The sequence below is a fragment of the Pseudomonas sp. MWU12-2345 genome (assembly GCF_023242385.1).
Classification (GTDB): Bacteria; Pseudomonadota; Gammaproteobacteria; order Pseudomonadales; family Pseudomonadaceae; genus Aquipseudomonas; species Aquipseudomonas gingeri_D.
On the sequence record NZ_JALLJA010000005.1, the window covers coordinates 139,829 to 166,074 of the forward strand.

Consider the following 26,246-nt stretch of genomic DNA (forward strand, 5'->3'; position numbering starts at 1 on the left):
AAATCAACGCCAGCGGCGGAACACCAGGGACGTGTTCACGCCGCCAAAGGCAAAGTTGTTGTTCATCACATACTCGTTGCTCATCTGCCGGAATTCGCCGCGCAGGTAATCCAGCTCGCCGCATTGCGGGTCGATCTGGTCGAGGTTCAGGGTAGGGATGTAGCTGTCGCGGTTCATCATCTCGATGCTGAACCAGGATTCCAGCGCCCCGCAGGCGCCCAGGGTATGGCCGAGGAAACTCTTCTGCGAACTGATGGGCATGCGGCTGCCGAACAGGCTGCTGGTGGCCAGGGTCTCGGCGATATCGCCCTGCTCGGTGGCGGTGCCATGGCCGTTCACATAACCGATGGCGTCCGCCGTCAGGCCGGCATCTTCCAGGGCCAGTTCCATGGCCCGGCGCATGGTGCTCTGCTCCGGGCGGGTGGCGTGCTGGCCGTCGGCGTTGCTGCCGAAGCCGACGATTTCCGCATGAATATGCGCGCCACGGGCCAGGGCATGTTCCAGCTCTTCAAGCACCAGCATGCCGCCGCCTTCACCGATCACCAAACCGTCACGGCCGCTGTCGTAGGGACGCGGGCTGCTCTGCGGCGCATCGTTTTTCAGGCTGGTGGCGTAGAGCGCGTCGAACACCATGGCTTCGGTGGGGCACAGCTCCTCGGCACCGCCGGCGAGCATCAGCGGCAGGCGCCCGAACTTGATCGCCTCGTAGGCATAGCCGATGCCCTGGCTGCCGCTGGTGCAGGCGCTGGAGGTGGGGATCAGGCGCCCGGTCAGGCCGAAGAAGATGCTGATATTGGCCGCCGTGGTGTGCGGCATCATGCGCACGTAGGAGTTGGCGTTGAGCCCTTCGGCCACGGAGTTGATCAGCATCATGCCGAAGGCCTTGATCTCGTCGGTGCTGCCGGTGGACGAACCGCAGGCCACGCCCATGCGCCCGTCACGGATGATCTCGTTGCCCAGCAGGCCGGCATCGGCCAGGGCCATTTCCGCCGCGCCGACGGCGAAGCGCGAGACCCGGCCCATGCTGCGCAGTTGCTTGCGGGTCCAGCGCGACGGCACCGCGTAATCATCGATGGGCCCGGCCAGGCGTGTGTTCAGTTCGGTGAAGCGCTCCCACTCGGCCATGTAGCGGATGCCGCTGCGGTTGGCGCGGAAGTTGGCTTCGATGCTGGCCCAGTCGTTGCCCAGGGAGGTGATGCCGGCCATGCCGGTGACGACGACGCGCTTCATCAGCACAGGCCTCCGTTGACGGCCAGCACTTGCCGGGTGATGTAGGAGGCTTCCGCGGACATCAGGAAGTTCACCGCGCCGGCAACTTCTTCCGGGGTGCCCATGCGTTGCGCCGGGATCATTTTCAGCAGTTCTTCCACCGGCACATTGTCATCGAGCATGGCGGTGTCGATCAGGCCCGGAGCAACGCAGTTGACGGTGATCTTGCGTTTGCCCAGCTCGATGGCCAGGGCCTTGGCGGCGCCGATCAGGCCGGCCTTCGAGGCGCTGTAGTTGACCTGCCCGCGGTTGCCGATCAGCCCGGATACCGAGGTGATGCAGACGATTCGCCCCGGGGCGCGACGACGGATCATCGGCATCATTACCGGATGCAGCACGTTGTAGAAACCGTCGAGGTTGGTGCGCAGGACCAGGTCCCAGTCTTCTTCGGACAGGGCCGGGAAAGCGCCGTCACGGGTCAGGCCGGCGTTGAGTACCACGCCGTAGTAGGCGCCATGTTCTTCAACGTCGGCTTCCAGGCGGGTGCGACAGGCTTCCCGGTCGGACACATCGAATTGCAGCACGCGGGCCTGGCGCCCCAGCGCTTCGATTTCGGCCTGCACGGCTTCGGCATCGGCGCGGCCGCTGCGGCAATGCAGCACCAGGTCAAAACCGGCGCGGGCCAGGCGCAGGGCGATTGCACGGCCGATACCGCGGCTGGAGCCGGTGACCAGGATGGATTCAGTCATGACGCGACTCCTGTGATTCGGATAGATAAGCGGCGGCCTGGGGTGGACGGAACACGTTCAGGCGCGCGGTGGCATGGATGTCGGGACCGGTCAGGTGGCATTCGAACACGCCCATGCCGTTGTCGTCTTCCAGCGAGCGCAGGGCATGGATGCGCAGTTCGCTGCCGGCGGGAAAGTGTTCCACATTACAGTCGAATTTACGGGTGCCGAGTAGGAAACCCAGCTCCACCGGTTTGCCTTCGCCACGGGCGCGGCAACCGGCATAGGCGGCGACGCTCTGGGCCATCAGTTCGATCCCGACCCAGGCCGGCAGGCTGCCGTCCTCGCGGTTGAACAGGCCGTCCGGGCGCACGGTGAGGCGGGTGTGGATCTGTTCTTCGTCGCAGGACAGGACCTGGTCGATCAGGATCATGTCCCCGGCATGGGGCAGCAATTCGGCGAGCGGCCAATCGATCATGGGGCGTCTCCGATAATCAGGCTGACATTGTTGCCGCCGAAGGCAAAGGAGTTGCTCATCAGGCGGCGCAGTGGATGGGGTTTGAGGCGGTCGCCCGGCTTGACCCAGTTCAGGGGTGGCAGCGCCGGGTCGGCCTGGCCGTCCCAGAGGTGCGGCGGCAGGGCGGCGGACGGGTTGTCGGCACTCAGGCTCAACCAGCAGAACGCCGCTTCCAGCGCGCCGGCGGCGCCCAGGGTGTGGCCGGTCATGGGCTTGGTCGAGGAGCAAGGCGGGCTTGTCGGGAACAACGTGGACACGGCCAGGCTTTCCATGGCGTCGTTGTGCTGGGTGGCGGTGCCGTGCAGGTTCAGGTAGTCAATGTCTTGCGGTTGCAGGCCGGCCTGCTTCAGCGCTTTGCCCATGGCCTGCACGGCGCCCTGGCCGGTCGGGTCGGGGGCGGAAATATGGTGGGCGTCGCAACTGGCGCCAGCACCGAGCAGGGCAATGGCCGGGCCGTCGTCGGCGCGTTTGCTCATCAGGAACAGCACCGCCGCTTCGCCGATATTGATGCCGTTGCGGTTCAGCGAAAACGGATTGCAGCGCTGCGTCGACACGGCTTCGAGCGAGCTGAAGCCACGGAGTGTCAGCTGGCACAGGCTGTCGACGCCGCCGCAGAGCACTGCGTCGCACAGGCCCAGGTCGAGCAGGCGCCGGGCACTCATCAGGGCCCGCGCGCTGGAGGTGCAGGCGGTGGAGATCACGTAGGCCGGGCCGCGCAGTTGCAGCCAGTCGGCGAGGAAGGCCGCCGGGGCGCTCAGTTCCTGTTGCTGGTAGTCGTAGCCGTCGGGGAAGTGCCCCTCTTTCAGATAGCTGGCGATGCCACGACTGGCCTCATCGATGCCCGAGGTGCTGGTGCCCAGGACGATGCCGATGCGTTCGCGGCCATAGGTGTCGATGGCACGCTGGATCGGCTCGGCGATTTGCAGGGTGGCTTCCATCAGCAGTTGATTGTTGCGGCTGGCCTGGGCGCTCAGTTCAGCGGGAATCGCTGCCAGTTCGCCTTGCACGGCGGCCACCGGCAGGATGCGTTCGGGCACCCAGCCGCTTTCCGGACGCATACCCGAGCAGTCGCCGGCAAACAGGTTGCGCGCCACGCTCTGCTTGTCGCGGCCCAGCGCGCAGATGACGCCGAGGGCGTTCAGGTAGGCGGTCATGGGGCAGCCTCGCTCAACGGACTGATTCGGTAGCGCAGACTCTCCGGCAGGTTCAGGGTGAAGTCCAGCGGCTGGCGATAGCTGACTCGCCAGCGGGCGTCGAGGACGCGTTCCGCGTTTTGGCGTTGCGCGCTCGGGTAGTTGCCCGCGAGCTCGGCATCCGGGGTCAGGGCAAACAGCAAGGCGGCGAATAGTTCGCGAGCCTGGGGATTGGGCGGCAGCAAGCCGTCGGCCTGCCATTCACCGTCCTGCAGGCGCTGGCGGGCCAGGGGAATGCCCAGTGGGTCCATCAGTGACCAGCGCAGGCCGTGCGCCTCACGCTGGATCACCAGCAACCAGTCCTGGCGTTGCCCGGCCTGTTCACGCTCGATATGCAATTGCAGCGGTAACGCCAGCGTCGGCGCGTGCACGGGCAGCGGCGCGCGGCTGGCGCAGGCGCTCAGCAGCAGGAGGCAGCCGAGCAACAGGGCGCGGATCATTCGACGGTCTCGCCAAGGGGTTTGCGGGCGACCACATTGACCAGGGTTTCCTCACGCCGGCCCACGGGCGGCGGGCTCTTCAGGCGCAGGCGCTCCAGCAGCCCGAAGTCCTTGGACCGGCTCCACCACAGGTACGGGTAGGAGACGTTCCGCGGTGTGAATTCGAAACCCTGGTCGCTGATCATGTCCAGGTACTGCGCCGCGCTTTTCTGCACATGCATGGGGTGGCGGAACAGCCAGCGAATCACCCAGGTGTCGATATAGGCTTCGGTGGACTCGGCGAACAGCAGGTAGCCGCCCGGCTTGAGCACCCGATAGAACTCGGCCAGGGCGCGATCCTGCTGCACCAGGTGGTGGAAGGTCTGGTGGCAGAAGAGGATATCGACGCTTTGCGAGGGCACATCGAGGGTCGCGCAGTCGCTGCCGATCAGCTCGACTTCCAGGCCACGGCGTTGTGCTTCTTCGCCGCTCAGCTTGAGGCTGTGGGGATCGGCGTCAAGGCCGATCAGTCGCGCCGGGGCGAAGGTTTGCTGCAAGTACTGGAAGGACTTGCCCTGGCCGCAACCGGCATCGAGTACCACCGGGTTGGCCGGCAGGGCCTCGCTGAACAGGCCACGCAGGTCGTTGATCGCCACCCGCAGCACGTGGTGCTGCCAGGTATGGCTGCGCAGGAACCAGAAGCCGAAGCGGGTTTCCGCGACGTAGGTGTCGCTCAGGTACGGATGGCTCATGTCGGGGTACTCGCACAGATTTCCGACAGCATCCGCAGGCGGCGTCGGGGTTCACTGACAAAAGGGTTGCGCTCGTCCCAGGCATAGCCGGCGAGGATCGCACTGATCATGGCGCGGATTTCCGGCGAGCTGCCGGGATGGAAGATCACATCCTGGAAGGTCCCGGCGTACCAGCCTTCGACGTAGCAGCGGAAGGTTTCGACACCGCGCTTGAGCGGCTCGGCGAACTGGGTCTGCCAGTCGACGCTTTCACCTTGCAGTTGGCGGTGCAGCAGGCCGGCGGCCATGCTCGCCGAACGCATGGCGATGGTCACGCCGGAGGAGAACACCGGGTCGAGGAATTCCGCCGCGTTGCCCAGCAAGGCGAAGCCCGGGCCGTGCAAGGTTTTCACGTTGGCCGAGTAGCCGCCGATGGTCCGCGCCGGGGTATCCCACAGGGCGTTTTCCAGCACGGCTTGCAGGCTCGGGGTTTCTGCAACGAAGCCCTTGAGGCAGGCATCCAGGTCCTCGGTGCGTCCGGCAAAGTGCTCGGCGGCGGCGACCACGCCAAGGGAGCAGCGGCCGTTGCTGAACGGAATGGTCCAGAACCAGATATCGCGCTGTTGCGGGTGGGTGGTGATCAGGATCTTTTCCCGCTCGAAAGCGGGATGTTCGATACGGTCTTCGATATGGGTGAAGACCGCCTGGCGTACCGGGAAACTCGAGGGTGCTTCGAGGTCGAGCAGGCGCGGCAACACCCGGCCGTAGCCGCTGGCATCGAGGACGAAACGTGCTTCGATCAAATACTCGCTGCCGTCTTCGCGACGGGCCCGCAACTGCGGTTGTGGCCGGTCGAAATCAACGCTGACGACTTCCTCGCCGTAGCGGATTTCCACGCCTTGCAGGGCGGCCTGGTCCGCCAGCAGTTTGTCGAAGTCGGCGCGTTGGACCTGGAAGGTGGTCGGCTTGCCGTTGCTGAAGGTCTGGCCGAAATCGAAGGCGCTGTAGTGTTCGCCCCAGGCGAAGGCCGCGCCGTTCTTCAACTGGAACCCGGCGGCGTTGACGGCGTCGAGCATGCCGGCTTCTTCGACGAAGTCCAGGCAGTGCGACAGCAGGCTCTCACCGATGGAAAAGCGCGGGAAGTGCTGGCGTTCGACGATCAGCACGTCGTGGCCATTGCGTTTGAGCAAGGCGGCGGCGATGGCGCCGGAAGGGCCCGCGCCAATCACCACGACTTCTCGATGTTCCATTTCAATCGCTGGCACACAGGCTCCTTGCGGGGTTCGAAGGTTTCGAAGGGATAGGGCTCGGGTCGACAGTCGTGACCGAGTGATCAGCTTGCGGTGTCGCGGTCTTGTCAGTTGGGCGTGCGGCCCAGGGCGCGAGCAGGAAGCTGAAGGCCAGCCCCAGGCTCACCGCCAGGCCGAAGTTGCTCACCGCCGGGGTGCTGGAAATCGCCAGCAGGCCGAACGACAGCCAGGTGGTCAGGGCGGCCAGCAAGGTGCCCAGCAGGCTGACGGCGGCACCGCCGATCTGCTCGCGCATCAGGATGGCGTAGTCGACGCTGATGGCGGTCACCAGCAGCAGGCCGAACAGGCTGAACAGCGTCAGCGGCTGGCCGAGCCAACCGAGGCTGGCCAGGCTGCACAGGGCCGCCAGCAGCGGCAGGGCGACGATCCGCAAGGCGCCTCGCAGGCCGAACGGAAGGATCAGCAACAGCACAATCAGCACACAGGACGCCAGTTTCAGTTCGGCGGCGCTGACCTGGGTGGCAGCGAAGACCTTGTTCAACTCGCCCAGCCGGTCCACCAGCTTTACCCCCGGCAGGCCGTCGGTTTGCGCCCGCAGCAGGTCGGCGTTGTTCAGGCCGCGCAGGCTGACCATGCCGGCCACGCCGTCGGTTTGCACGCCGAGCCAGAGCAGGCGCCAAGGCTCGGACAGCGGGCCTTTGAGGGCGCTGTCGATATCCTGGATCGGCAGGGCTTGCAGCTGTGCCAGTTCGCTTTGCAAGGCAGCGGCCGGTACGCCGAGGTCGAGCAAGGGTTGCCAGAACCCCGGCAGTTGCTTGAGCGAGCCCTGCAACTGTTGTTGTTCCCGGGGCAGGCTGACCACCTGGTCCAGTGACTGATAGCCCTGGAGCTTGCCTTGGCTCACCAGTTGATCGAGACGTTCGCCGAGTGCGGCCTGGCGCTCCAGCAACTGCTGTTGATCGGCGCCGCGAACCAGGAAGAACTGGCTGGTGGGCTGGTAGCCGGTGATCCTTGCGACGGCCTGGGCCTCGGCCTGCAATTGCGGCGGCGCACCGACCCATTGGCGGATATCGTTCTTGCTGGTCAGGTGCCACAGGCCACCGGCGCAGAACAGCACCAGCAGCGCCAGCAACAACCGGCTGCCGACCTTGCGCAGCAATGCTTCACGCACCTTCAGCAAGACTTCGCAGACCCGCAGCGGCCATTGCGCCGGACGCAGGTCGGAGCCCTTGAGCAGCGCCGGCAGCAGGCACACGGCGGTCAGGTAGGCGCCCACCAGGCCCGCAGCGGAGAACACGGCAATCTGGGTCAGGGCCGGAAACGGCGTCCAGGCCAGGGCCAGGTAACCGATGCAACTGGTGGCCAGGCTCAGGCTCAGGCCGGGCAGGGTAATGCGCAGGGCCGGCCAGCTGTGCCAGGGTTTCAGGCTCCAGCTCTTGGACAGGTAATGCAGCGGGTAGTCCACGGCCACGCCGATCAGGCTGGCCCCCAGCACCAGGGTCATCACGTGCAGATGACCGAACAGCATCACGCAGGCCACCGTGCCGAACAGCATGCCCACCAGTACCGGGACGAAGGCCAGCAATACCCGCCAACGGCGGAAGGCCAGCAACAGCAGCAGGAGAATGCCGAAGGTGGCGCCACCGCCGACCCAGGTGATTTCCCGGGTGGCCTGTTGCTGGCCGGCGGCGGCATACAGCAGGCCGCTGGCGGCGAGCAGTTGGGCGTCGGCCTGGGCGGCTTCCTCGCGGCTGTGCTTGAGCAGTTCGGCGACCTGTATCGGCAGCTTCATGTCAAAAGCATTACCCCGTGTCCGGGCCCGCAGCAACACCCAGCTTTTGCCGTCGGCCTCGGCGATCAACGTGCCGCTGCCGATATCGAATTGCACTGCGCCGGGTTTCGGTCGGCTGTCCTGGATGCGCCCGGTCAGGCCGAGCCAGTCGTCCTGGCTCGGCACCAGGCTGATGCCGGCAAAGGGATCGAACAGCGACTGGACCCGTTGCTGGATAAACGCCGCCGGGTGGTCGATCAGTTGCTGTCGGTCAGCGCGGGTCAGCATCGCCAGGCGGCTGGCCAGCAGTTGTTGGCGCAAGGCCGGCAGGTCGGCCTGCAAGCTCCACTGCACGGTTTCGAACAGTCCGCTGGCCTGCCAGCGCTCGCCCAGCTGTTGCGCCAGGGCAATGGCTTTCTGGCGATCGGCCTGGCCCACCAGCACCAGCATTTCCCGGTTCAAGGGTTCCTGCATGCGCTGTTCGGCCTTGAGCTCCAGGGCGTTGGGCGCCGAGCCCGGCACCAGTTCCATCAGGTCGGCCGACACCGGCGCGCCATGGCGCCATTGCCAGCCGGCGAGCGCCAGCACTGCCAGCAGCAGGATCAGGAACAGGCGCGGGAGCAGGCGTTCACTCGGCAAAGTCATGCTGCTCCGCATCGCTCAGGGGCAGGGTGGCGCTGCTGTCCTGCATGCGCAGGACCGTACTGTCGCCCTGGGTTTCCAGCAGTTCGATGCGTTGCACCAGTTCGCCGCCGTCGATATTGATCCGGGTGAAGATCTGCTTGAGCAGCACCGAGCGCGGCACCAGGGTCAGTTGCCAGTGCTGGGCGTCGCCTTGCAGTTGCAGTTCGAAATCCCGTTGCAGTCCACTGCTGTCGCCTTGCAGCACGGCGATGAACAGGCGGTTCTGTTCGGCCCCGGCGCTTTTGTTCGGGACCATCTGCCAGCCGCTCGGGTCGCGTCGGGCGATGCCCTTGGCGCTGATGCGGTAGTCCTGCTGCAGCGGGGTCTTGAGCAGCCAGAGCAGGCCGTGGTCCTTGGCGAGAACGAAGGTGCCCTTGCTGGTCAGCGGTTGCGGCAGGGCGCGCAGGTGTTTTTCCTGGATAAAGCTGCCGTGGATCACCGAGGGCTTGGCCAGTTGCTCGCTCAGCTGTTGCAGGTCGAAGGCCGAGGCGTGGGCGGACAGGCCGAGGCCGAGGCCGAACAAAAGACTCAGCAAGCACGCGAACCGTGTAGGAGCTGGCTTGCCGGCTATGAGACCCTTGAGCCTTGCGGTGATCTTGCGGACGCTATCGCCAGCAAGCCGGCTCCTACAGGTTTTGCGGCGTACCTGAATGTTCATGCGAGTACCTTCTCGACGGCGTCGACGAAGACCTTGGGCGAGGCCAGTTGCATTTCCCGACTCTGGATATCCACAGCCACTTGCACGCTGCTGGCGCGGGTCAGGCGTTCGCCGCTGGCCAGGTCGGTGATCAGGTAGTTGACCTTCAAACGGTTCTCCCACTCCACCAGGTTGGCCCGCACATTGATTTTCTGGCCGAACACCGCGCCGCGCACATAGCGCAGTTGCAGGTCGATCACCGGCCAGGCGTAGCCGGATTCGAGCATGTGCGTGTAGTTGTGGCCGATATGGTCCAGCAGCGCGCAGCGGGCGACTTCCAGGTACTTCACGTAATGGCCGTGCCAGACCACATGCATGGTGTCGACGTCGAAAAACGGCACCAGGATCTCGGTATCGACATGCAGTACGCCGCGGCTACGCATGCAGCCTCCAGTGTTGCTCGGCGATGCGTTTCAGGCACAGGCGCAGTTCGGCCTCCAGGGCGCGGTCTTCGATGACCGGGGGGAAGTCCTTTGCCAGGGCTTCGTGCATCGCCGCCAGGGCCGGCGGCAGCGGCCGCGCATCGCTGGCCTGGCTACGCAGCCAGACGCCCTGGTTGGCGGCGAGCAAGGTGGCGGCGGCGACCTGTTCGGTCAGTTCCAGCACGCGGATCGCATCGCGGGCGGCAATGGTGCCCATGCTCACCTTGTCCTGGTTGTGGCATTCGGTGGAGCGCGAGAACACGCTGGCCGGCATGGTGTTTTTCAAGGCCTCGGCGGTCCAGGCACTGGCGCCGATCTGCACAGCCTTGAAGCCATGGTTGAGCATCGCGCGTTCGGCGCTGGAACCGGACAGGTTGCTCGGCAGACCGTGGTTGTAGCGCACGTCCACCAGCAGCGCGAGCTGCCGATCGAGCAGGTCGGCGACGTTGGCCACCAGGGTCTTGAGGCTGTCCATGGCAAAGGCGATATGCCCGCCGTAGAAGTGCCCGCCGTGGAGCACGCGCTCTTCTTCGGCGTCGATGATCGGGTTGTCGTTGGCGCTGTTCAGTTCGGTCTCGATAAACGAACGCAACCAGCCCAGGCTGTCGGCCAGCACGCCGAGGACATGGGGTGCGCAGCGCAGCGAGTAGCGATCCTGCAAACGGTGCAGCGGCGCGGTCGGCGCATCGATGGCGAGGTCCTTGCGCAGCCAGGCGGCGACTTGCATCTGCCCCGGGTGCGGCTTGGCGGCGAACAGGCGCTCGTCGAAGTGTTCCGGGTTGCCTTGCAGCGCCACTACGTTGAGGGCGGTGATGCGGGTTGCCAGTTGCAGCAGGTAGTCGGCGCGGGCAAAGGCCAGGCAGGCCAGGCCGGTCATGACGGCGGTGCCGTTCATCAATGCCAGGGCTTCCTTGGGCCGCAGTACCAGCGGGTCCCAGCCGAGTTCGCGGTGCACGTCGCTGGCCTGGCGGCGCTCGCCGCGGAACAGCACTTCGCGTTCGCCGGAGAGGGTCGCGGCCACGTAGGACAGTGGCGTCAGGTCACCACTGGCACCGACCGAGCCCTCTTCGGGAATCAGTGGCAGGATGTCCAGGTCGAGGAACGCCTGCAGGCGTTCCAGCAGTTCCACACGCACGCCGGACACGCCGTGGCACAGCGACTGCAAACGCGCCGCCAGCACCGCGCGGGTGGCCTGGGGATCGAGCAACTCGCCGAGGCCGCAACCGTGGAAGGTGTAGAGGTGACGCGGCAGCGCTTCAACGTGTTGAAGCGGCACCGCCACCACGCAGGAATCGCCGTAGCCGGTGGTGACGCCGTAGATCACGCCTTCCTTGTCCAGCAACGAATCAAGGAACTGCGCGCCCTTGGCGATGCGCTGGCGGAACACCGGGTCGCCTTGCAGTTGCGTCGGCACCTGACGGTTGGCCAGGGCCAGCACGTCTTCGATGCGCAGCGGGAGTTCGCCGAAGGTGACCGGCTCAAGCGGATGCGTTGTCATCGGATTTCCAGAAAGGGTAGAAGTTGAACCACTGGTACGGTGCCTGCAGGCAGTAATGGCCCAGGCGCTCGGCGTAACGGGCGGCCCACTGGGCGATCACCTGTTCGCGGTCGTTGCGTTTCCACTGCACGGCCTCGGTGAAGGGTTCGAGGGTGATGCGGTAGCGGCCCTGGAGTTTCACGCAGAACAGCAGGTTGACCGGGCATTTCAGCAGGCCGGCCAGGAGCCATGGACCTTGCGGGAACGCAGCGGGCTGGCCGAGGAAATCCACTCGTACATGGCGTCCGCCATGGAGTGGCACACGGTCGCCGGCAATCGCCAGCCACTCGCCGCGATCCAGGCGCTGGCTCAGTTGCAGCATCACCGCCGGGTTCAGTTCGCTGACCTGGATCAGCCGCAGGTTGGTCGCCCCGGCTTCGCCCAGCAAGCGGTTGAAGCGCTCGGCGTGCTTGGTGTGCACCAGCACGTTCATGGTGACCTTTTCCCCCAGTTCGGCGAGGGCGCGGCAGACTTCCAGATTGCCCAGGTGCGCACCCACCAGCATCTGCCCGCGCTCGCCGCGCAGTTGATCGCGCAGCCGGGCCGGGTCGACGATCTCGAGCTGCTCAAGGCGCAGCTTGCCGTTCCACACGTCGAGTTTGTCCAGCAACGAGTCGGCAAAGGCCATGAACTGCCGGAAGACATTCATGCGGGTCGGCCGCAGGGCGCTTTGAGCGCTCCAGTCGGCCAGGCGCTGCTGGTAGTGCCAGGCACTCTGCCGGGCGCTGCGGCCGAACAGGAAAAAGTACAGGACGATACCGTGCAGCACCGGGCTGAGCATCCGGCGGCCGAGGACCTTGACGCCGAAGGCGGTGAGTTTCATCAACCAGAAGCTGCCGCGTTCCTGGCGGTCGGCCCAATGCTTTTGTGCGTCGCTCATGCCCGCCACCGTCGCCAGAGGATGCTCGGCAGGCGCACCAGCATGCCGAAGAACAGCCGGGTGTGCATGCTGGAAATCAGCGCGTTGTCGTGGAACATCCGAAAGTGCGAGAGGCCGTCCAGGGGGTAGTGGACCTTGGTCGGCAACCAGCGCATGGGTTGGTTGCGCCAGGACAGGCGCACGAGAATGTCCGAGTCGAAGTCCATGCGTTTGCCCACCTTCACCGAATTGATCAGCGCCAGCACCGGTGGCAGCGGGTAGACCCGGAAGCCGCACATGGAGTCGCGGATCTGCAACGACAGGCTGTTTATCCAGACCCAGACATGGGTCAGGTAACGGGCATAGAGCCGGCCCTTGGGCACGCTGTCATCGTATTGCGGGTAGCCGCAGATCAGCGCTTCGGGGTGCTGGCGCGAGGCGTCGAGAAAGACCGCGATGTCCTGCAGGTCGTGCTGGCCGTCGGCGTCCACCTGCAGGACATGGCTGAAGCCCAGCCGGGCGGCCTCGCGCATTCCGCTCATGACCGCGCCGCCCTTCCCTTGGTTGACGGGTAGTTTCACCAGGGAAACGTGTTCGCGTTCGGCGAGTTGTTCCAGGACCGCCGCGCAGGTCGGGCTGCTGGCATCGTCCACCAGCACGCAGGGCAGGCCGGCGGCGAGCACCGCTTCGAGAACAGCGGGCACGGCGGCCTCATGGTTGTAGACCGGGATAACGGCGCAGGGCTTATGCATGGGCCGCCTCCAGCACGATGCGGCCGCTGGAGCAGGCGGCCTTGGTATTGCGAAAGGCGAAGTGCAGTTTGCTGCGCTCACGGTCGAAGCGCAGGCTCAGTTCGAGCTGGTCGCCCGGTCGCACCAGTTGCTGGAACTTCAGCACTTCCATGCCGGCGAATTTTTCCGGCAGTTCGAGTCGTTCGCGACCCAGCTCCAGCGCCCAATCCACTTGCACCACGCCGGGCAGCACCGGAGTGACCGGGAAGTGTCCGCTGAAGTAGGCCAGGTCCGGCGGCACGGCCAACTGCAACAGCCATTCGCCATCTGTTTCGTGTTGCGAAAGCACTTCCGGACCTTTGGGGCGCGGCGCCTGCAACAGGGCCTGGACTTCGGCTTGGGGCAATTTGCCCTGGGGGTTCAGCGGCAGCTGCCGCAGTAGCCGCCAGCGGCGCGGCAGCGCCAGGGTTTCGCAATGGCCGAGCAGATGTTTGCGCAGGGCCTCGGTCAGCGTACGCCGACCCTGGTTACGCAGGATATGCAGTCCCTGTTCGGAGAGCACCAGCAGCGCGCCGAGGTAGGCGCGGTTTTCCTGCACCACGCCCAGGCGCGCTTCGGCGACCCAGTCGTGCTCCACCAGGGCCTGTTCCAGCATCGGCAGGGAGATGCGTTTCTCTTCCAGTTTGACGATGCGGTCCAATCGGCCCAGCAGTTCAAAACGGCCATCGGCTTCGAAGCGTACGGCGTCCGCCGTTTGCTCGATATGACCGGCCGGCAGGTAAGGCGAAGCCACCTGCAAGGCACCGTCCGGGTCCTGGCTCAGTTGTACGTCGGCAAAAGGGCGCCACAGCGGATCGCCCTGGCGCCAGGCGATACCGCCGGTTTCCGAGCTGCCGAGAATTTCCGTCGGCCATTGTCGCAAGCGTTGTTGCAGACTGGACGCGGCCTCGGGCGGAAGTGCACCGCCGGAAGAAAACACCCGGCGCACCTGGCTCAGGGCCGGCCAGTCGAGGTTGTCGCCCATGCGCTTGAGCAGGGCCGGGCTCGCCACCCAGGTGAATTGCGGGTGTTCACGGCTGGCGCGTTGCAGGTCTTCCGGGAAGGCCAATTGCTTGCGCACAAAGGTCCGTCCGGCACACAGCGGCCAGAGCACACGGAACAGCAGGCCATAGATATGTTGAGTAGCGACACTGCCGATAATGCAGGCCTGCTCGAGGTCGGCGCCCCACAGCTGTTCCAGGGCCTGCACTTCATTGGCCAATTGGCGCAGGCTTTTGTCGATGCGCTTGGGTTCGCCACTGGAGCCGGAGGTGCACAGGCTCAGGTGGCAATCATCAAGATCGAGCACGGCCGGGCTCAAGGGTTCGCCGCAGAGCGCTTCGAGGGTGTGGCTATCCGTCAGCCACAGGTCGACATCCGCCGCCCAGCGTTGGCGGGTCTGCTCTTGCAGGTCGGCGGGCAACAGCACCCGAACGCCTGCGCGCCAGGCACCGAGCAGGGCGATGGCCAGTTCCCCGGCATCTTCCAGGTGCACGGCGATATGCTTGACGTCACGCGCCTGCAAGCCGGCCGCCAGGCTTAACGCCCGCAGTGACAGCCCGGCATGATCCAGCGACGGGCCCAGGGTGACCGCTCGCGGTCCATGCGACTTGAGCAACAACTGCTCAAGGTTTATCCAGTTCATGCGCGGCCTCTTACCCGTTGTCGTACCAGCCACTCAATGGCGAACAGCAAACCCATCAGCCCATAGGAAATCAGGCCGGTGTACAACATCCACCAGTTCAGCGGCGCCCAGAGGGTCAGGGCGGCGGCGATCAGGCCGTTACAGAGAAAGAACAGGCTCCAGACGCGGGTCACCTGCCTCGTATAGTTAATGGCCACATCCGGCAACTGCGGCTCCCGCAGACGGGCCAGTCGCTCGACTATCGGTGGGCCGAATTTCAGGCTCAGGCCGAACAGCCCGAGCATGAAGGCGCTGATCAGCACCGGGTACCAGCGCAGCAGCAGCGGGCTGTTCAGCAACGCCAGCAAGCCGCAGAAGGCGATGGCACTGAGCGCCATCCACAGGCTGCCGGGGCGCCGCTCATCGGTCAGGACCCGGGCCAGCCACAGGCCGCCGAGCAACAGCCCGAACTGCCAGGGGGCAAAGTGCTCCATGCCGAAATACACCGCAAAGGGGTACAGCAGGCCCGCCAGGAGCAGGCCCAGGCCGATCAGGCGTTTCATGCGGCCGGTTGCACCAGGCGAAAGACCGCCTCGACCACATCGTTGACGGTGCGCACCGACTTGAACTCCTCGGCGGCGATTTTCTTGCCGGTCTGACGCTTGATATGGTCGATCAGGTCCACGGCATCGATGCTGTCGATTTCCAGGTCCTGGTACAGGTTGCTGTCCAGGGTGACACGTTCGGGTTCGAGTTCGAAGAGTTCGACCAAGGCATCGCGCAGGGTGTTGAAGATGTCGTCACGGGTTTGCATGGTACGGCCTCACGCTGCCTGTTTTGCCGTGACGAAAGCCGCAAGGCTGGCCACGCTGGAGAAATGGTCGCGGGTGTCCTTGGCGTCCGCATCGATCTTGATGCCGTAGCGCTTCTGGATCGCCAGGCCGAGTTCGAGGGCATCCACCGAATCCAGGCCCAGGCCTTCGCCGAACAGGGTTTGCTCGTTGCCGATGTCTTGCGCGCTGATGTCTTCCAGGCCCAGGGCCTCGATGATCAGCTCTTTGATCTCAAGGTGCAGGGCGGGGGTTGGATCGCTCATCTGAGGCGAGCTCCTTAATGAAGTAATGGTGCAGATAATCGTTGAGTTTGCGCGAGGCCTGGGGCGCGGGGCCCTGCGCGGCAAAGCCTTGTGGGTCTATATCGGCGCCGACACTGAAACTGAAGTGCACCCGGCGTTGCGGAATGCGATACCAGGGTTCGGCCTTGGTCAGGGTGGTGGGGCTGACCTTGATCACGACCGGGGTGATGATTCTCGCACCCCGCAGGGCAATCGCGGCGGCGCCGCGATGAAAGGCGGGTGCCGTGCCCGGTGTGGTTCGGGTGCCTTCGGGAAAAACGATCAGGGTCTGGCCGTCTCGCAGGGCGCTGGCGGCGGCTTCGAGCATGTCCAGGCTGCCGTCGTTGCTGATGTATTCGGTGGAGCGTACCGGCCCGCGGGTGAAGGGGTTTTGCCAGAGGCTCTGCTTGACCACGCAGTTGGCATGGCGCACCAGGCCGATCAGGAACACCACATCGATCAGCGACGGGTGGTTGGCGATGATCATCTGGCCGGGGCGACCGAGTTTTTCCGCGCCTTCGACTTCATAGGTCAGTACGCCGGTGCGGGCCATGAAGCGGATGAACAGCCAGAACAGCCGGCTGACTGTTTGTCGCGCGCGCAGGCGCTGACGTTCGGCATCGCCCGGCAGGCAGCCGAGCAAGGGGAATATCACCAGTCGCAGGCACAGGCCGCCCAGCCCGAACAGGGCGAAGCTCAAGGCGGTGGCCAGCAGACGCCAGTAATAGGCGTCGCAAGGTTTGGTCATGGTCGGCGTTGCCAATTCCATACCCGGGACTTCCATTGGTGTTGGCAGGAGGCGTGTTGGCCGAGCAGGGTACGCAACAGATCGAGGGCATGGGGCCACTCGGTCGGCGGTTGTTCGTCCGTGGCGCTCGCGAGGGACAGTTGCCACTCGTCGCCCGGGGTCAGCAGCAGGCCGAGGGCGTAGGGAAACGGCACGTCGTCGATCCAGCGGCGGTAGGCTTCGGGCGGTTGTTCTTCGGTGATCACCAGCAGGACCGCCGGGGCGCCTTCATCGAGCAGCGCGGCGGCCTCGAGCATGCCGTGCTCCAGGCCATCGCCATTGGCGGCCAGGGCGGTCATTTCGCAGGTCGAGCCACGCAGGATCGACCAAAGGCCAATCACCGCGTTGTGCACCGACAGGCTGAACTGGGTCGGCGACAATGGCTGATCGGCCGCCAGGTCGCTGAGGATCTCGAAGGTGCGCGGGGTTTCGCCGTGTCGGGAGATGAACACCAGGGGCAATTGCGCGTGCCCTTCGGCCAGCGGCCAGCCGACGCTGAACGCCATGCGCGCCATACGGCCGAGGCGGCGGCGCTGCATGGCCGGCAGGAAAGACACATCCGGAGCCGCATCGCTGGGCGCGGGCACGCAGGGCTGGCGGCTCCAGGCCTGCCAGTCGTCCACACTTTCCAGGCCCGGGGCCCAGGCGCGCCATTGGGCGATGTTGAAATTGATCACTGAATGTCTTCCCGCCCCTGCGGGCTTCCTTGAACGCTATGGTTGATCCCTGAACCCCTACCAACCCTGGCGTGGCGCGATGGCCAAGTGGCGCGCATTATCCCGGTGCACAAGGCCTGTAGCAAATTTTTGGTCACATTTTGCACGATTAAATTTGCAGTTATGCGAAGGGAGAGCTAGCAACTGGCTATTATTCGTATTTTTTCGGATACGTATGTCAGAGCTTTCCCGGCTTAAAGGGAAAATACCCTGGATTGGTGAAGTTATTGCGGTGTGAGAGGTAGTCCTCGTCCTGCCAAGGTGGCGCGGCAGCGGTCAAGCCCTCTACACTCGGTGATTCATTGATACACGGAGGTCTTGTCATGCGGCGTGTGGTGTTCAATCAGAAAGGCGGGGTCGGTAAGTCGAGCATTGCCTGCAACTTGGCGGCGGTCAGCGCCAGCGAGGGCTATCGGACCCTGTTGGTGGACCTCGATGCCCAGGCCAACTCCACGCAATACCTCACCGGGCTCACCGGCGAGGATATTCCCATGGGTATCGCGGACTTCTTCAAGCAGATCCTCTCGTCCGGGCCGTTCTCGAAGAAAAACCAGGTGGATATCTATGAGACGCCTTTCGACAACCTGCATGTGATCACCGCCACGGCCGAGCTGGCGGATCTGCAGCCCAAGCTCGAGGCGAAACACAAGATCAACAAGCTGCGCAAACTGCTGGACGAGTTGTCGGAAGATTACGACCGCATTTACCTGGATACGCCGCCGGCGCTGAACTTTTATGCGGTGTCTGCGCTGATTGCCGCCGATCGCGTGTTGATTCCCTTCGATTGCGACAGCTTCTCCCGTCAGGCGCTGTATGGCCTGCTGGCCGAGATCGAAGAGTTGAAGGAAGACCACAACGAAGATCTGCAAGTGGAAGGGATCGTGGTCAACCAGTTCCAGGCCCGGGCGAGCCTGCCGCAGCAGATGCTCGACAGCCTGATCGCCGAGGGCTTGCCGGTGTTGCCGGTGTACCTCGCCAGTTCGGTGAAGATGCGCGAGTCCCATGAAGCCAACCGGCCGCTGATCCACTTCGATCCGCGGCACAAGCTGACCCAGCAGTTCGTCGAGTTGCACACGCTGCTGGAGAAAAACGCTTAACGCCCCTTTGCGTTTTGCGCCTGCCGGCTGCGCGAGCCTCAGATACCTTGGCTGCGCAGCCAGGCCATCAACTGCGGCAGGGGAAAGGCGCCGCTCTGGCGCGCTACTTCCTGGCCATTTCTGAACAGGATCAGGCTGGGAATCGAACGAATCCCCAATTGTGCCGAGAGTTGCGGGTTGGCCTCGCTGTCGAGCTTGGCCAGGCGGCATTTGCCGGCCAGTTGCGCCGCAGCCTGTTCGAACACCGGCGCAAAGGATTTGCACGGCCCGCACCAGTCCGCCCACACGTCCACCAGCAACGGCAGGTCGCCCTTGATCTGGCTGACGTAGTCGCCCTGTTTCAATTCGAACGGTTTGTCCAGCAAGACCGCGGCTTTGCAGCGCCCGCATTTCGGCTGGTCGCCCAGGCGTTCGGCGGGGATGCGGTTGAGGCCGTTGCAACGGGGGCAGGGGATCAAGAGGGGGGCGGACATGGAAGGGTTCCCGGGTAGTGGCCAATGAACTTGAACTGGAGTCTGGGGCGCGCTTTATCAAGGGGGCCAAGGGTGTGTTGCATGTCCTCACATATTCAAACGGCGCGTTTTACCTTCAGGATCTAGCCTCAGGGAATGAGCCGTCGGTCAGATTTTGACAATCGCAAATTGCGATAACCTGGTTTGACGGATAATCTTCATAGCAAGATGCGATAAGGATATTGCATGCGTGTGATTACCGAGAAGCGGATTCGGGAAGCCAAGGCAAGATGGCCCGACACTGCCAGTGCGTTGGATGCCTGGTGCCGAAGGATCAAGGGGAGCAGTCCTGAAAGCTTTTCGGCGCTCAAGGCGATGTTCCCAGCGACAGACAAGGTGGGTCGCTTGCATGTGTTTGATATTGGCGGGAACAAGCTGCGCCTGATTGCGGGTGTGCACTACGGTGCCCAGCAGCTATATATCAAGCATGTGCTGGATCATCGCGAATATGACAAGGGTAAATGGAAGGAGACGTGTTGATGAATGCTGTCATCAAGCAGGCTTCCGAGCACTGGCCGTTCGTGGAGCCACTGCTGCGCAAACCAAAAAACGAGGCCGATTACGATGCCCTGGTGGGCATTCTCGACGAGTTGCTGGGCGTCATTGGCGAAGACGAATCGAACCCGCTCATGAGTCTGGTGAACATCATCAGTGATTACATAGAGGCCTATGACAAGGAGCACTGGCCGATGCCGGTGGCCAGTGGGGCCGATGTACTGCGGGAGATGATGCGTGAACATGGCTTGAACCAGAGCGACCTGCCCGGGGTCGGGCCGCAATCGGTGGTTTCCGAGATACTCAGCGGCAAGCGTCAGCTCAACCTGCGCCAGATCCGCTGGTTGGCCGAGCGTTTTGGGGTGCGGGAGCAGACCTTTATCTGAGCCGGCTCACGACGAACAACTGATCTCCAGATGCTTGCCCCACTCCGGTGGCCGCTCGGCGTAGGGCTCCATGCCCGCTTGTTCCTCGAACGGCTTGCTCAGTACTTCGTGAAGTTGCCGTACCTCTGAGTAGTCACCATTTTCCGCCGCATCGATGGCCTTCTGCGCCAGGTAGTTGCGCAGGATATACAGCGGGTTGGCCGCGTGCATCCGAGCCTTGCGCCGGGATTCATCCTGGTCCGGCTCGCGGGCGACCCGGGCCTTGTAGCGGTCGGCCCAGGCGTCGAAACCCTTGAGATCGATAAAGTCATCCCGCAGTCGCGCCGTGGCCAGGGCGGCAGACTCATCCCCCAGGCGGCGGAAGAACAAGGTGTAGTCGACCCCGCCGGCCTGCATCAGTTGCAGCAGGTTTTCCACCAGCTTCAGGTCGTCGTCTTCGGCGCTGGTCAGGCCGAGGCGGCGGCGCATCAGGTCCAGGTAGTGGGCCTGGTACAGCGGCAGGAACAAGCCCAACGCCTCGCGCAACGCCTCGACACTGATGAAGGGCGTCAGGGCCTGGGCCAGTGCACTGAGGTTCCACTGGCCGATGGGCACCTGGTTGCTGAACGAGTAGCGGCCCTGGTCATCGGAGTGGTTGCAGATGAAGTGCGCATCGAAATCGTCGAGAAAGGCGAACGGACCGAAATCGAAGGTGATACCCAGGATCGACATATTGTCGGTGTTCATCACGCCGTGGCAGAAACCGTAGGCCTGCCACTTGGCGATCAGCTCGGCATTACGCTCGACGATCTCGCGGAACATCGCCAGGTACGGCTCCGGCTGTTCCAGGCATTCGGGAAAATGCATGGCCAGCACGTGCTCGCCGAGCTGCTTCTGCTGCTCCGGCTGCTTGGTGTAGTAGAAGTATTCGAAATGACCGAAGCGCACATGGCTGGGCGCCATGCGCAGGACCATGGCGCCGCGTTCCTGTTTCTCGCGCCACACCGGCGTGTCGGAGCCGATCACGCACAGCGCGCGGCTGCTGGGAATACCCAGGGCATGCAGGGCCTCGGAAGCGAGGAACTCGCGGATCGACGAGCGCAGCACCGCGCGGCCGTCGCCCATGCGCGAATACGGTGTTTGCCCGGCGCCCTTGAGGTGCAGGTCCCAATGCTCGCCCGCGGTGTTGTAGACCTCGCCCAGCAACAGCCCGCGACCGTCACCCAGGCGCGGGTTGTAGGAGCCGAACTGATGCCCCGAATAGACCATGGCCCGCGGCTCGGCTTCGGCCCAGAGCTTGTGCCCGCCGAACAGCTCGGCGAACACCGGTTCCTCGGCAATGGCCGGGTCCAGGTCGAGCAGGGCCATGGCCGCCGGACTCACTGCCACCAGACGCGGATTGTCGAGGGGCTCGGGCAGGATATGGGTGGAAAACGCATCGCCCAGGCGGGCGAAGCGGTTATCGAAGGTCAGTTCGTCGAGGGCTTTCAAACGGCCGGCTCCAGCAGAATGTCCGAGTATTCTGCTGGGATTAGCCGGCAGACGCCAGCGGCCTCATACAAACGGCATGAGCGCCGCGCTGGTCGAGTTTCAGTCAAGCTTGTCCGGCGGTGGCAACTGCTCCGGCTCGGCCGGCGTCTTTGACACGGGCCCAGGCGCTTCGCCTTCCACCGGCACCAGCTTGTATTCCTGACCCTGCAGGTTCTTGAGGTAGACCTCCATCTGCCGGAACGAGATGTTGATGTGCTCTTTCTTGAACTCGCGGTTGATAAAGCGATTGACCTCGTCGACCACCGGGTTGCGGTCACCCAGGTCGCGCACGTGCATGCGCAGTTCGTGGTCCAGGGTACTTTCGCCGAAGTTCAGGAAGTACACGTGGGGCTCGGGTTCCTTCAACACTCGGGGGTTATCGCGGGCGGCCTTGAGCAGCAGCTCCTTGACCCGGTCCAGGTCCGAACCGTAGTCGACGCCGAGCTTGAGGGTCACGCGGGTGACGGTGTCGGTCAGCGACCAGTTGATCAGTTGTCCGGTGATAAAAGTCTTGTTCGGGACAATGATGTCCTTGCGGTCGAAGTCGGTGATGGTGGTGGCGCGGATACGGATCTTGCTGACCGTGCCCGACAGGGTGCCGATGGTGATGGTGTCGCCGATCCGCACCGGACGTTCGAACAGGATCATGATGCCGGAGATGAAGTTGGCGAAGATTTCCTGCATGCCGAAACCCAGGCCTACCGACAGCGCCGCCACCAGCCACTGCAACTTGTCCCAGCTCACGCCAAGGGTCGAGAGGGTGGAGACAAAGCCGATGCCGGCGATCACGTAGGACAGCAGGGTGGTGGTGGCGTAGGCGCTGCCTTGGGCCAGTTCGAGCTTGGACAGCACCAGCACTTCCAGCAGGCCCGGCAGGTTGCGCGCCAGGGCGAAGGTGATGCCGATGATCGCCAGGGCCCCGATGACGTTGCCGATGCTGATGGGCACCATGCTCATGGTCGCGCCGGTGCCGCTGGTGTATTCGTAGAGGGTGATGTTGTCCAGGTAGGAGAACACGCTGATCAGGTCCGCCCAGACCCAGTACAGCGCCGCCACGAAACCGCCGAGCAGGGCCAGGCGGATCAGGCGCATGGATTGTTCGTTGACCTGTTCGATGTCCAGGGTCGGCTCTTCGATCAGCGGTTCGCCATCGCCGGCCTCCTTGGCCGCCTGGCGTTTGCTCAGGGCGCGCTGGTAGGCCAGGCGCCGGGCCGCAACCCCGAGGCCGCGAGCGAAGGTCGCTTCGATCACCAGCCAGAGCATCAGCAGGTACAGGGTCTCGATCAGTCGGTCGCTGAGTTTCAGGGCGGTGTAGTAGTAGCCGAAGCACACGGCGATAAACAGCGCGATGGGCATGGCGGTGAAGATCACGCCGACCAGTTTGCGGAACAACGAGGCACTGCCGCGGTTTGGAGTGCCCAGCAGCAGGCGACTGAGCAGCCAGGCCATCAGGCCGTAGCAGGTCAGGACCACGGCGATCCCCAGCACGTCACCGGCCAGCGAGGCCGGTTGCAGCTCGGCGACGGAGACGATGGCCACCAGGGCCAGGACCACGAAACCGAGTCGGCGCACCCAGCCCTGGAGAAATTCGACCTGGGGTTTTTCCCAACGGAAATGCAGTTCGGCCACGCCACCCGGCGCCAGAATCCGGTAGGCGGTGTAGAACACCAGCCAGGCCAGGGCGATTTGCAGCAGCGCGGCGCCGAGGCTGGCGTTCTGGCCGCGGGCGTCGATCTGCAGGGCATAGCCGCACAGGGCCAGCCCGAGGGCGACCGGCATCGCCAGGGCGACGTTGACCAGGATCGCCAGCGGTGTGTGCCACTGGCTGTCGCGTTTGAAGTGGCCGATATCCTTGTGCACCTTGCTCAGGCGCGCATACAGCGACTTGCGCCGCCACAGCAGGGCACCGATCAGCAGCAGCAAGGGCAGGAACAGCAGTGGATGCTGGGCCAGGCCGTCGGTCAGCTCACTGAAACTGGAGGCCCAGGGCAGGGTGGTGACCTGCTTTTGCAGGCGTGCCGGCACGCTTTCGATCCAGTCCAGGTCCAGGGGCTTGTTGCTCGGGATCCAGAACATCTGCTCGTCCAGGGTCGCGCGCAGGCTCTGGGCGGTGCTGAGCAGTTGTTTCTGGTTCAGTTGCAGGGTGATGGATTCGTTGAGCAGGGCGCTCAGTTCGCGGTTCAGGCGCTCGAGCAAGTCGCTACGGGTCACCGCCAGGTCCAGCAGGGTCCTGCGCAGTTGCGCATTGACCTGGTCCGGCGGCTGGGTCGCCAGCAGGTTGTCGACATAGGTGGCCGGGCTGCTGATCAGTTCGCGCTGCTGGTTGACCTCGAACTGGTAGAGGCGGATATCGGCGATTTCATCGGCCAGGTTCTTGTCCACTTGCAGCCGCGGCAGGGCCTGTTTCTGCTTGTAGAGAATCTTCGACAGCAACAGGCTGCCCTTGAGCACGCTGATCTGTTCGTCCAGGGCCTGGTCGCTCTGGGTCACGCTGTCGAGCTGCTGTTTGGTCTGCAGGTTCTGCTGGGTCAGTTCGTTGAGACGGTCGGTGCTTTTGAGCAGGTAGTCGGAGAGCTTGAGGTTGGTGGCGCTTTCGGTGGCCAGTACGCTGCTGTCGCCGGCCTTTTGCGCTTCGATGGATTGCTGGGTGACGGTCTGCTGGGACTGGGCCAGGCGCTTCTGGTTGATCAGCGACTGCATGTCCTGGATTTCCTGCTCCAGGCGCGCGGTTTTTTCCATCAGCAGGTCGTGCTGGCTGTTGCCCAGGTCCTGCAATTGGCTGTTGCCGGCCAGTTCCTGGCGGCGCAACAGGATCAGCGCGTTGATCGAGCCCAGCTCGGCGGTCAGCTGGTTGCGCTGGTCGCTGTTGAGGGTCTTGCCGTTGTCCTTGCCCTGCTTGAGGGTGTTGTTGATCTGCTGGATGCGTGTCTGGCTGGTGCTGATTTCCGACTGCGCGCGCTCGGGGCGGGTCTGGGCGGTGATGATCAGGCTGTTGGCATCGGCCAGGGCTTTTTGCAGATCGCCCTGTTGGGTGGTGCGCTCGGTCAGCAGCTGTTCCAGCTGCGACACCGACTGGTTGGCATAACGCTGGGCCACCGGGATCACCTTGGTGACTTTCAGGCGCGCCAGTTCACGCTGGTTTTCGACGGTCTGGCGCGGCGCGTCGGCGACTTGCTGCTTGGTCGCGGCCAGGCGCTTTTCATAGTCGTCCTGATTCGACAGCCAGGTCAGCGTCTGCTGCAGCACGGCTTGCAGGGCCTTTTGATCGGCGTCGGCGAGCTTGCGGTCGGCGATCCTGTCCAGGCTTTGCTGGACCGATGCACTGGTGGGCGGTTCGGCTGCTTGCAACGCGCCGACGGAAAGACTCAGGCCCAGCAGGGCCATGGCAAGAAAAGTGCGCAAGGAAGACATAAGTACCGGTCGAGCAGCGTGAAGAAAGTGGGCAGTTTAGAGGAAGAGACCCGGACCCGGGCGACTTCCTTCGGGGAATCTGACGCCGACTTTGCCGATCTTGTTCCCGTCCATGACCGCGACAGTCCACAGGGTGTTGTTCCACTCCACCTGGTCGCCGACGATGGGCGCGCCGCCGACCTTGTGGGCGATGAAGCTGCCCAGGGGGGTATTCGGGTCGACGCCTTCGAGTTTCAGGCCATAGAGGGCCGAGACCGCGCCCAGCTGGGCGTCGCCTTCGAGCACGAAGTCGCCGAAGAAGCGCAGGTCGAGGCCGCGCTGCGGCGCCTGGCTGAACAGCTTGCCGAGGGCCGGGAGGTTGTGTTCATGGCCGATCACGCAGAGCAGGTCATCGACTTCCAGGGTGGTACTACCCGACGGATGGAGCAGTTGCTGGCCACGGAACAGTGCGGCGATACGCGTACCCTCGGGCATTTTCAACTCGCGCAGGGCGGCGCCGATGCACCATTTTTCAGCGCCCAGGCGATAGACGAACAGCTCCCACTCGCTGGTGACATGCACTTCCAGGGCGGCCCGGGAGATCGGCGCCGGTTCTGGCGGCACCGTGACCTTCAGCAGCTTGGCTACCCACGGCAGGCTTGTGCCTTGCACCAGCAGCGACACCAGCACGATAAAGAACGCCAGGTTGAAGTAGAGCTGTGCGTGGGGCAGGCCGGCCATCAGCGGGAACACCGCAAGAATGATCGGGACCGCGCCGCGCAGGCCGACCCAGGAAATAAACGCCTTTTCCCGTCCATGGAAGGCCTTGAACGGCAGCAGGCCGACCAGCACCGACAGCGGCCGGGCGAACAGGATCATCCACAGGGCCAGGCCGAGGGCCGGCAGGGCGATGGGCAGCAGGTCATGGGGCGTGACCAGCAGGCCCAGCACCAGGAACATGCCGATCTGCGCCAGCCAGGCCATGCCGTCAAGCATATGCAGAATGCCGTGGCGACTGCGCACCGGGCGGTTGCCGATCACCAGGCCGCACAGGTACACGGCGAGGAAGCCGCTGCCGTGCAGGGCGTTGGTCAGGGCGAAGACCACCAGGCCGCCGCTGATCACCAGGATCGGGTAGAGGCCGTTGGCCAGGTTGATACGGTTGACCAGTTGCAGCATCAGCCAGCCGCCACCGAGGCCGATGATGCCGCCGATGCCGAATTCGCGAATCAGATGGCCGAGCAGGCTCCAGTGCAGGCCGGTCTGGCCGCTGGCGAGCATGTCGATCAGGGTCACGGTAAGGAACACCGCCATCGGGTCGTTACTGCCCGACTCGATTTCCAGGCTGGCGGTGACCCGTTCGTTGAGGCCCTTGCCGCCCAGCAGCGAGAATACCGCGGCGGCGTCCGTGGAGCCGACGATGGCGCCGATCAGCAGGCCCTGGATGATATTCAGGTTGAACAGCCAGGCGGCGGCCATGCCGGTCAGCCCGGTGGTGATCAGCACCCCGACCGTGGCCAGCGACAACGCCGGCCAGAGCGCCACGCGGAAACTCGCGACCCGCGTGCGCAGGCCGCCGTCGAGCAGGATCACGGCGAGGGCGAGGTTACCGACCAGGTAGGCGGTGGGGTAGTTGTCGAAGATGATGCCGCCGCCGTCGACGCCGGCGGTCATGCCCACGGCGAGGATGATCACCAGGATCGGGATGCCGAGGCGCGAGGACAGCGAGCTCACCAGAATGCTTGCGCCTACCAGCAACGCGCCGATCAAGAACAGGCTGTTGATGGTCGTCGCATTCAAAGGCAGTACTCCAGGAAAGCTTGCAAAGG

Annotated in this window: 25 protein-coding genes and 1 pseudogene; 3 read left to right on the plus strand and 23 right to left on the minus strand. The window is 64.3% G+C overall.

Going from position 1 to position 26,246, the window contains the following annotated elements:
• Positions 1-3: 3 nt before the first annotated feature.
• From M5C71_RS12835 to M5C71_RS12925, 19 genes and pseudogenes are all read right to left on the minus strand, one after another.
• Positions 4-1,230 (minus strand): beta-ketoacyl-ACP synthase, encoded by a 1,227-nt coding sequence (locus M5C71_RS12835; protein ID WP_248767973.1) that lies wholly within the window; start codon positions 1,228-1,230, stop codon positions 4-6.
• Positions 1,230-1,958, minus strand: a complete 729-nt coding sequence (gene fabG / locus M5C71_RS12840) for a 3-oxoacyl-ACP reductase FabG (RefSeq protein WP_103497997.1) — start codon at positions 1,956-1,958, stop codon at positions 1,230-1,232. The genes M5C71_RS12835 and fabG overlap by 1 nt, the downstream gene beginning before the upstream one ends.
• Entirely contained in the window at positions 1,951-2,415 is a 465-nt protein-coding gene (locus tag M5C71_RS12845; RefSeq protein ID WP_103497998.1) for a hotdog family protein, read from the minus strand. Before M5C71_RS12845 ends, fabG begins: the two co-directional genes overlap by 8 nt.
• Positions 2,412-3,608 (minus strand): beta-ketoacyl-[acyl-carrier-protein] synthase family protein, encoded by a 1,197-nt coding sequence (locus M5C71_RS12850; protein WP_103497999.1) that lies wholly within the window; start codon positions 3,606-3,608, stop codon positions 2,412-2,414. The genes M5C71_RS12845 and M5C71_RS12850 overlap by 4 nt, the downstream gene beginning before the upstream one ends.
• Positions 3,605-4,087: a DUF3261 domain-containing protein gene (locus M5C71_RS12855; protein WP_248745339.1), complete on the minus strand. Its 483-nt coding sequence runs from the start codon at positions 4,085-4,087 to the stop codon at positions 3,605-3,607. The genes M5C71_RS12850 and M5C71_RS12855 overlap by 4 nt, the downstream gene beginning before the upstream one ends.
• The gene (locus M5C71_RS12860; RefSeq protein WP_248767974.1) at positions 4,084-4,818 is read right to left on the minus strand and encodes a class I SAM-dependent methyltransferase; all 735 of its coding nucleotides are present in this window, start codon (positions 4,816-4,818) and stop codon (positions 4,084-4,086) included. Before M5C71_RS12860 ends, M5C71_RS12855 begins: the two co-directional genes overlap by 4 nt.
• The gene (locus M5C71_RS12865; RefSeq protein WP_248745337.1) at positions 4,815-6,062 is read right to left on the minus strand and encodes an NAD(P)/FAD-dependent oxidoreductase; all 1,248 of its coding nucleotides are present in this window, start codon (positions 6,060-6,062) and stop codon (positions 4,815-4,817) included. Before M5C71_RS12865 ends, M5C71_RS12860 begins: the two co-directional genes overlap by 4 nt.
• A 106-nt stretch (positions 6,063-6,168) precedes the next feature.
• A pseudogene (locus tag M5C71_RS12870) lies at positions 6,169-8,463 on the minus strand (hypothetical protein); the annotation flags it as partial.
• Positions 8,447-9,160 (minus strand): outer membrane lipoprotein carrier protein LolA, encoded by a 714-nt coding sequence (locus M5C71_RS12875; RefSeq protein ID WP_248767975.1) that lies wholly within the window; start codon positions 9,158-9,160, stop codon positions 8,447-8,449. The gene M5C71_RS12875 and the pseudogene M5C71_RS12870, both read right to left, overlap by 17 nt.
• Positions 9,157-9,582 carry an acyl-CoA thioesterase gene (locus M5C71_RS12880; protein ID WP_248767976.1) on the minus strand — a complete coding sequence of 142 codons (426 nt, stop codon included), beginning with the start codon at positions 9,580-9,582 and terminating at the stop codon, positions 9,157-9,159. Before M5C71_RS12880 ends, M5C71_RS12875 begins: the two co-directional genes overlap by 4 nt.
• Complete coding sequence (locus M5C71_RS12885; protein WP_248745336.1) at positions 9,575-11,119, minus strand: aromatic amino acid ammonia-lyase; 1,545 nt, start codon at positions 11,117-11,119, stop codon at positions 9,575-9,577. Before M5C71_RS12885 ends, M5C71_RS12880 begins: the two co-directional genes overlap by 8 nt.
• Positions 11,100-12,038, minus strand: coding sequence for a glycosyl transferase (locus M5C71_RS12890; RefSeq protein WP_103498006.1), 939 nt, complete (start codon positions 12,036-12,038; stop codon positions 11,100-11,102). The genes M5C71_RS12885 and M5C71_RS12890 overlap by 20 nt, the downstream gene beginning before the upstream one ends.
• On the minus strand, positions 12,035-12,769 hold the full coding sequence (locus M5C71_RS12895) for a glycosyltransferase family 2 protein (protein ID WP_103498007.1): 735 nt from the start codon (positions 12,767-12,769) through the stop codon (positions 12,035-12,037). Before M5C71_RS12895 ends, M5C71_RS12890 begins: the two co-directional genes overlap by 4 nt.
• Entirely contained in the window at positions 12,762-14,432 is a 1,671-nt protein-coding gene (locus M5C71_RS12900; RefSeq protein ID WP_248767977.1) for an AMP-binding protein, read from the minus strand. The genes M5C71_RS12895 and M5C71_RS12900 overlap by 8 nt, the downstream gene beginning before the upstream one ends.
• Positions 14,429-14,974 carry a hypothetical protein gene (locus tag M5C71_RS12905; RefSeq protein ID WP_103498009.1) on the minus strand — a complete coding sequence of 182 codons (546 nt, stop codon included), beginning with the start codon at positions 14,972-14,974 and terminating at the stop codon, positions 14,429-14,431. Before M5C71_RS12905 ends, M5C71_RS12900 begins: the two co-directional genes overlap by 4 nt.
• Positions 14,971-15,225, minus strand: a complete 255-nt coding sequence (locus M5C71_RS12910; protein ID WP_100940447.1) for an acyl carrier protein — start codon at positions 15,223-15,225, stop codon at positions 14,971-14,973. Before M5C71_RS12910 ends, M5C71_RS12905 begins: the two co-directional genes overlap by 4 nt.
• Positions 15,226-15,234: 9 nt before the next feature.
• Complete coding sequence (locus M5C71_RS12915) at positions 15,235-15,507, minus strand: phosphopantetheine-binding protein (protein WP_100940448.1); 273 nt, start codon at positions 15,505-15,507, stop codon at positions 15,235-15,237.
• Positions 15,476-16,294: a lysophospholipid acyltransferase family protein gene (locus M5C71_RS12920; protein WP_103498010.1), complete on the minus strand. Its 819-nt coding sequence runs from the start codon at positions 16,292-16,294 to the stop codon at positions 15,476-15,478. Before M5C71_RS12920 ends, M5C71_RS12915 begins: the two co-directional genes overlap by 32 nt.
• Complete coding sequence (locus M5C71_RS12925) at positions 16,270-16,989, minus strand: beta-ketoacyl synthase chain length factor (RefSeq protein ID WP_103498011.1); 720 nt, start codon at positions 16,987-16,989, stop codon at positions 16,270-16,272. The genes M5C71_RS12920 and M5C71_RS12925 overlap by 25 nt, the downstream gene beginning before the upstream one ends.
• Positions 16,990-17,351: 362 nt before the next feature.
• Here M5C71_RS12925 and M5C71_RS12930 point away from each other — a divergent pair, with 362 nt between their 5' ends.
• A complete protein-coding gene (locus tag M5C71_RS12930; protein ID WP_177101458.1) occupies positions 17,352-18,125 on the plus strand; it encodes a ParA family protein in 774 nt (257 codons plus the stop codon).
• Between the two features lie 38 nt (positions 18,126-18,163).
• On the opposite strand, the gene trxC is transcribed toward M5C71_RS12930, so the two are convergent.
• Entirely contained in the window at positions 18,164-18,598 is a 435-nt protein-coding gene (gene trxC / locus M5C71_RS12935) for a thioredoxin TrxC (protein WP_248767978.1), read from the minus strand.
• Between the two features lie 225 nt (positions 18,599-18,823).
• On the opposite strand from trxC, the gene M5C71_RS12940 reads away from it, so the two are divergent.
• Positions 18,824-19,117 (plus strand): type II toxin-antitoxin system HigB family toxin, encoded by a 294-nt coding sequence (locus M5C71_RS12940; protein ID WP_248745329.1) that lies wholly within the window; start codon positions 18,824-18,826, stop codon positions 19,115-19,117.
• Positions 19,117-19,518 (plus strand): transcriptional regulator, encoded by a 402-nt coding sequence (locus M5C71_RS12945; protein ID WP_103498015.1) that lies wholly within the window; start codon positions 19,117-19,119, stop codon positions 19,516-19,518. The genes M5C71_RS12940 and M5C71_RS12945 overlap by 1 nt, the downstream gene beginning before the upstream one ends.
• A gap of 6 nt (positions 19,519-19,524) precedes the next feature.
• Here M5C71_RS12945 and selO read toward each other — a convergent pair whose 3' ends face one another.
• The 3 genes from selO to M5C71_RS12960 all read right to left on the minus strand — a co-directional run bounded on the left by selO (position 19,525) and on the right by M5C71_RS12960 (position 26,217).
• Positions 19,525-20,988 (minus strand): protein adenylyltransferase SelO, encoded by a 1,464-nt coding sequence (gene selO, locus M5C71_RS12950; protein WP_248767979.1) that lies wholly within the window; start codon positions 20,986-20,988, stop codon positions 19,525-19,527.
• A 99-nt stretch (positions 20,989-21,087) separates the two neighbouring features.
• Entirely contained in the window at positions 21,088-24,438 is a 3,351-nt protein-coding gene (mscK, locus tag M5C71_RS12955; protein ID WP_248767980.1) for a mechanosensitive channel MscK, read from the minus strand.
• Positions 24,439-24,474: 36 nt separating this feature from the next.
• Positions 24,475-26,217, minus strand: coding sequence for a potassium/proton antiporter (locus tag M5C71_RS12960; protein WP_103498018.1), 1,743 nt, complete (start codon positions 26,215-26,217; stop codon positions 24,475-24,477).
• Positions 26,218-26,246 lie beyond the last annotated feature (29 nt).

Coding starts and splice junctions, on each gene's coding strand:
- M5C71_RS12885 (WP_248745336.1), bottom strand. CDS start 11,119: ATGACAACGCATCCGCTTGAGCCGGTCACCTTCGGCGAACTCCCGCTG.
- fabG (WP_103497997.1), bottom strand. CDS start 1,958: ATGACTGAATCCATCCTGGTCACCGGCTCCAGCCGCGGTATCGGCCGT.
- M5C71_RS12940 (WP_248745329.1), top strand. CDS start 18,824: ATGCGTGTGATTACCGAGAAGCGGATTCGGGAAGCCAAGGCAAGATGG.
- M5C71_RS12920 (WP_103498010.1), bottom strand. CDS start 16,294: ATGGAATTGGCAACGCCGACCATGACCAAACCTTGCGACGCCTATTAC.
- M5C71_RS12845 (WP_103497998.1), bottom strand. CDS start 2,415: ATGATCGATTGGCCGCTCGCCGAATTGCTGCCCCATGCCGGGGACATG.
- M5C71_RS12835 (WP_248767973.1), bottom strand. CDS start 1,230: ATGAAGCGCGTCGTCGTCACCGGCATGGCCGGCATCACCTCCCTGGGC.
- M5C71_RS12945 (WP_103498015.1), top strand. CDS start 19,117: ATGAATGCTGTCATCAAGCAGGCTTCCGAGCACTGGCCGTTCGTGGAG.
- M5C71_RS12900 (WP_248767977.1), bottom strand. CDS start 14,432: ATGAACTGGATAAACCTTGAGCAGTTGTTGCTCAAGTCGCATGGACCG.
- M5C71_RS12880 (WP_248767976.1), bottom strand. CDS start 9,582: ATGCGTAGCCGCGGCGTACTGCATGTCGATACCGAGATCCTGGTGCCG.
- M5C71_RS12875 (WP_248767975.1), bottom strand. CDS start 9,160: ATGAACATTCAGGTACGCCGCAAAACCTGTAGGAGCCGGCTTGCTGGC.
- M5C71_RS12915 (WP_100940448.1), bottom strand. CDS start 15,507: ATGAGCGATCCAACCCCCGCCCTGCACCTTGAGATCAAAGAGCTGATC.
- trxC (WP_248767978.1), bottom strand. CDS start 18,598: ATGTCCGCCCCCCTCTTGATCCCCTGCCCCCGTTGCAACGGCCTCAAC.
- M5C71_RS12855 (WP_248745339.1), bottom strand. CDS start 4,087: ATGATCCGCGCCCTGTTGCTCGGCTGCCTCCTGCTGCTGAGCGCCTGC.
- M5C71_RS12860 (WP_248767974.1), bottom strand. CDS start 4,818: ATGAGCCATCCGTACCTGAGCGACACCTACGTCGCGGAAACCCGCTTC.
- M5C71_RS12850 (WP_103497999.1), bottom strand. CDS start 3,608: ATGACCGCCTACCTGAACGCCCTCGGCGTCATCTGCGCGCTGGGCCGC.
- M5C71_RS12910 (WP_100940447.1), bottom strand. CDS start 15,225: ATGCAAACCCGTGACGACATCTTCAACACCCTGCGCGATGCCTTGGTC.
- M5C71_RS12905 (WP_103498009.1), bottom strand. CDS start 14,974: ATGAAACGCCTGATCGGCCTGGGCCTGCTCCTGGCGGGCCTGCTGTAC.
- M5C71_RS12890 (WP_103498006.1), bottom strand. CDS start 12,038: ATGAGCGACGCACAAAAGCATTGGGCCGACCGCCAGGAACGCGGCAGC.
- M5C71_RS12930 (WP_177101458.1), top strand. CDS start 17,352: ATGCGGCGTGTGGTGTTCAATCAGAAAGGCGGGGTCGGTAAGTCGAGC.
- mscK (WP_248767980.1), bottom strand. CDS start 24,438: ATGTCTTCCTTGCGCACTTTTCTTGCCATGGCCCTGCTGGGCCTGAGT.
- M5C71_RS12895 (WP_103498007.1), bottom strand. CDS start 12,769: ATGCATAAGCCCTGCGCCGTTATCCCGGTCTACAACCATGAGGCCGCC.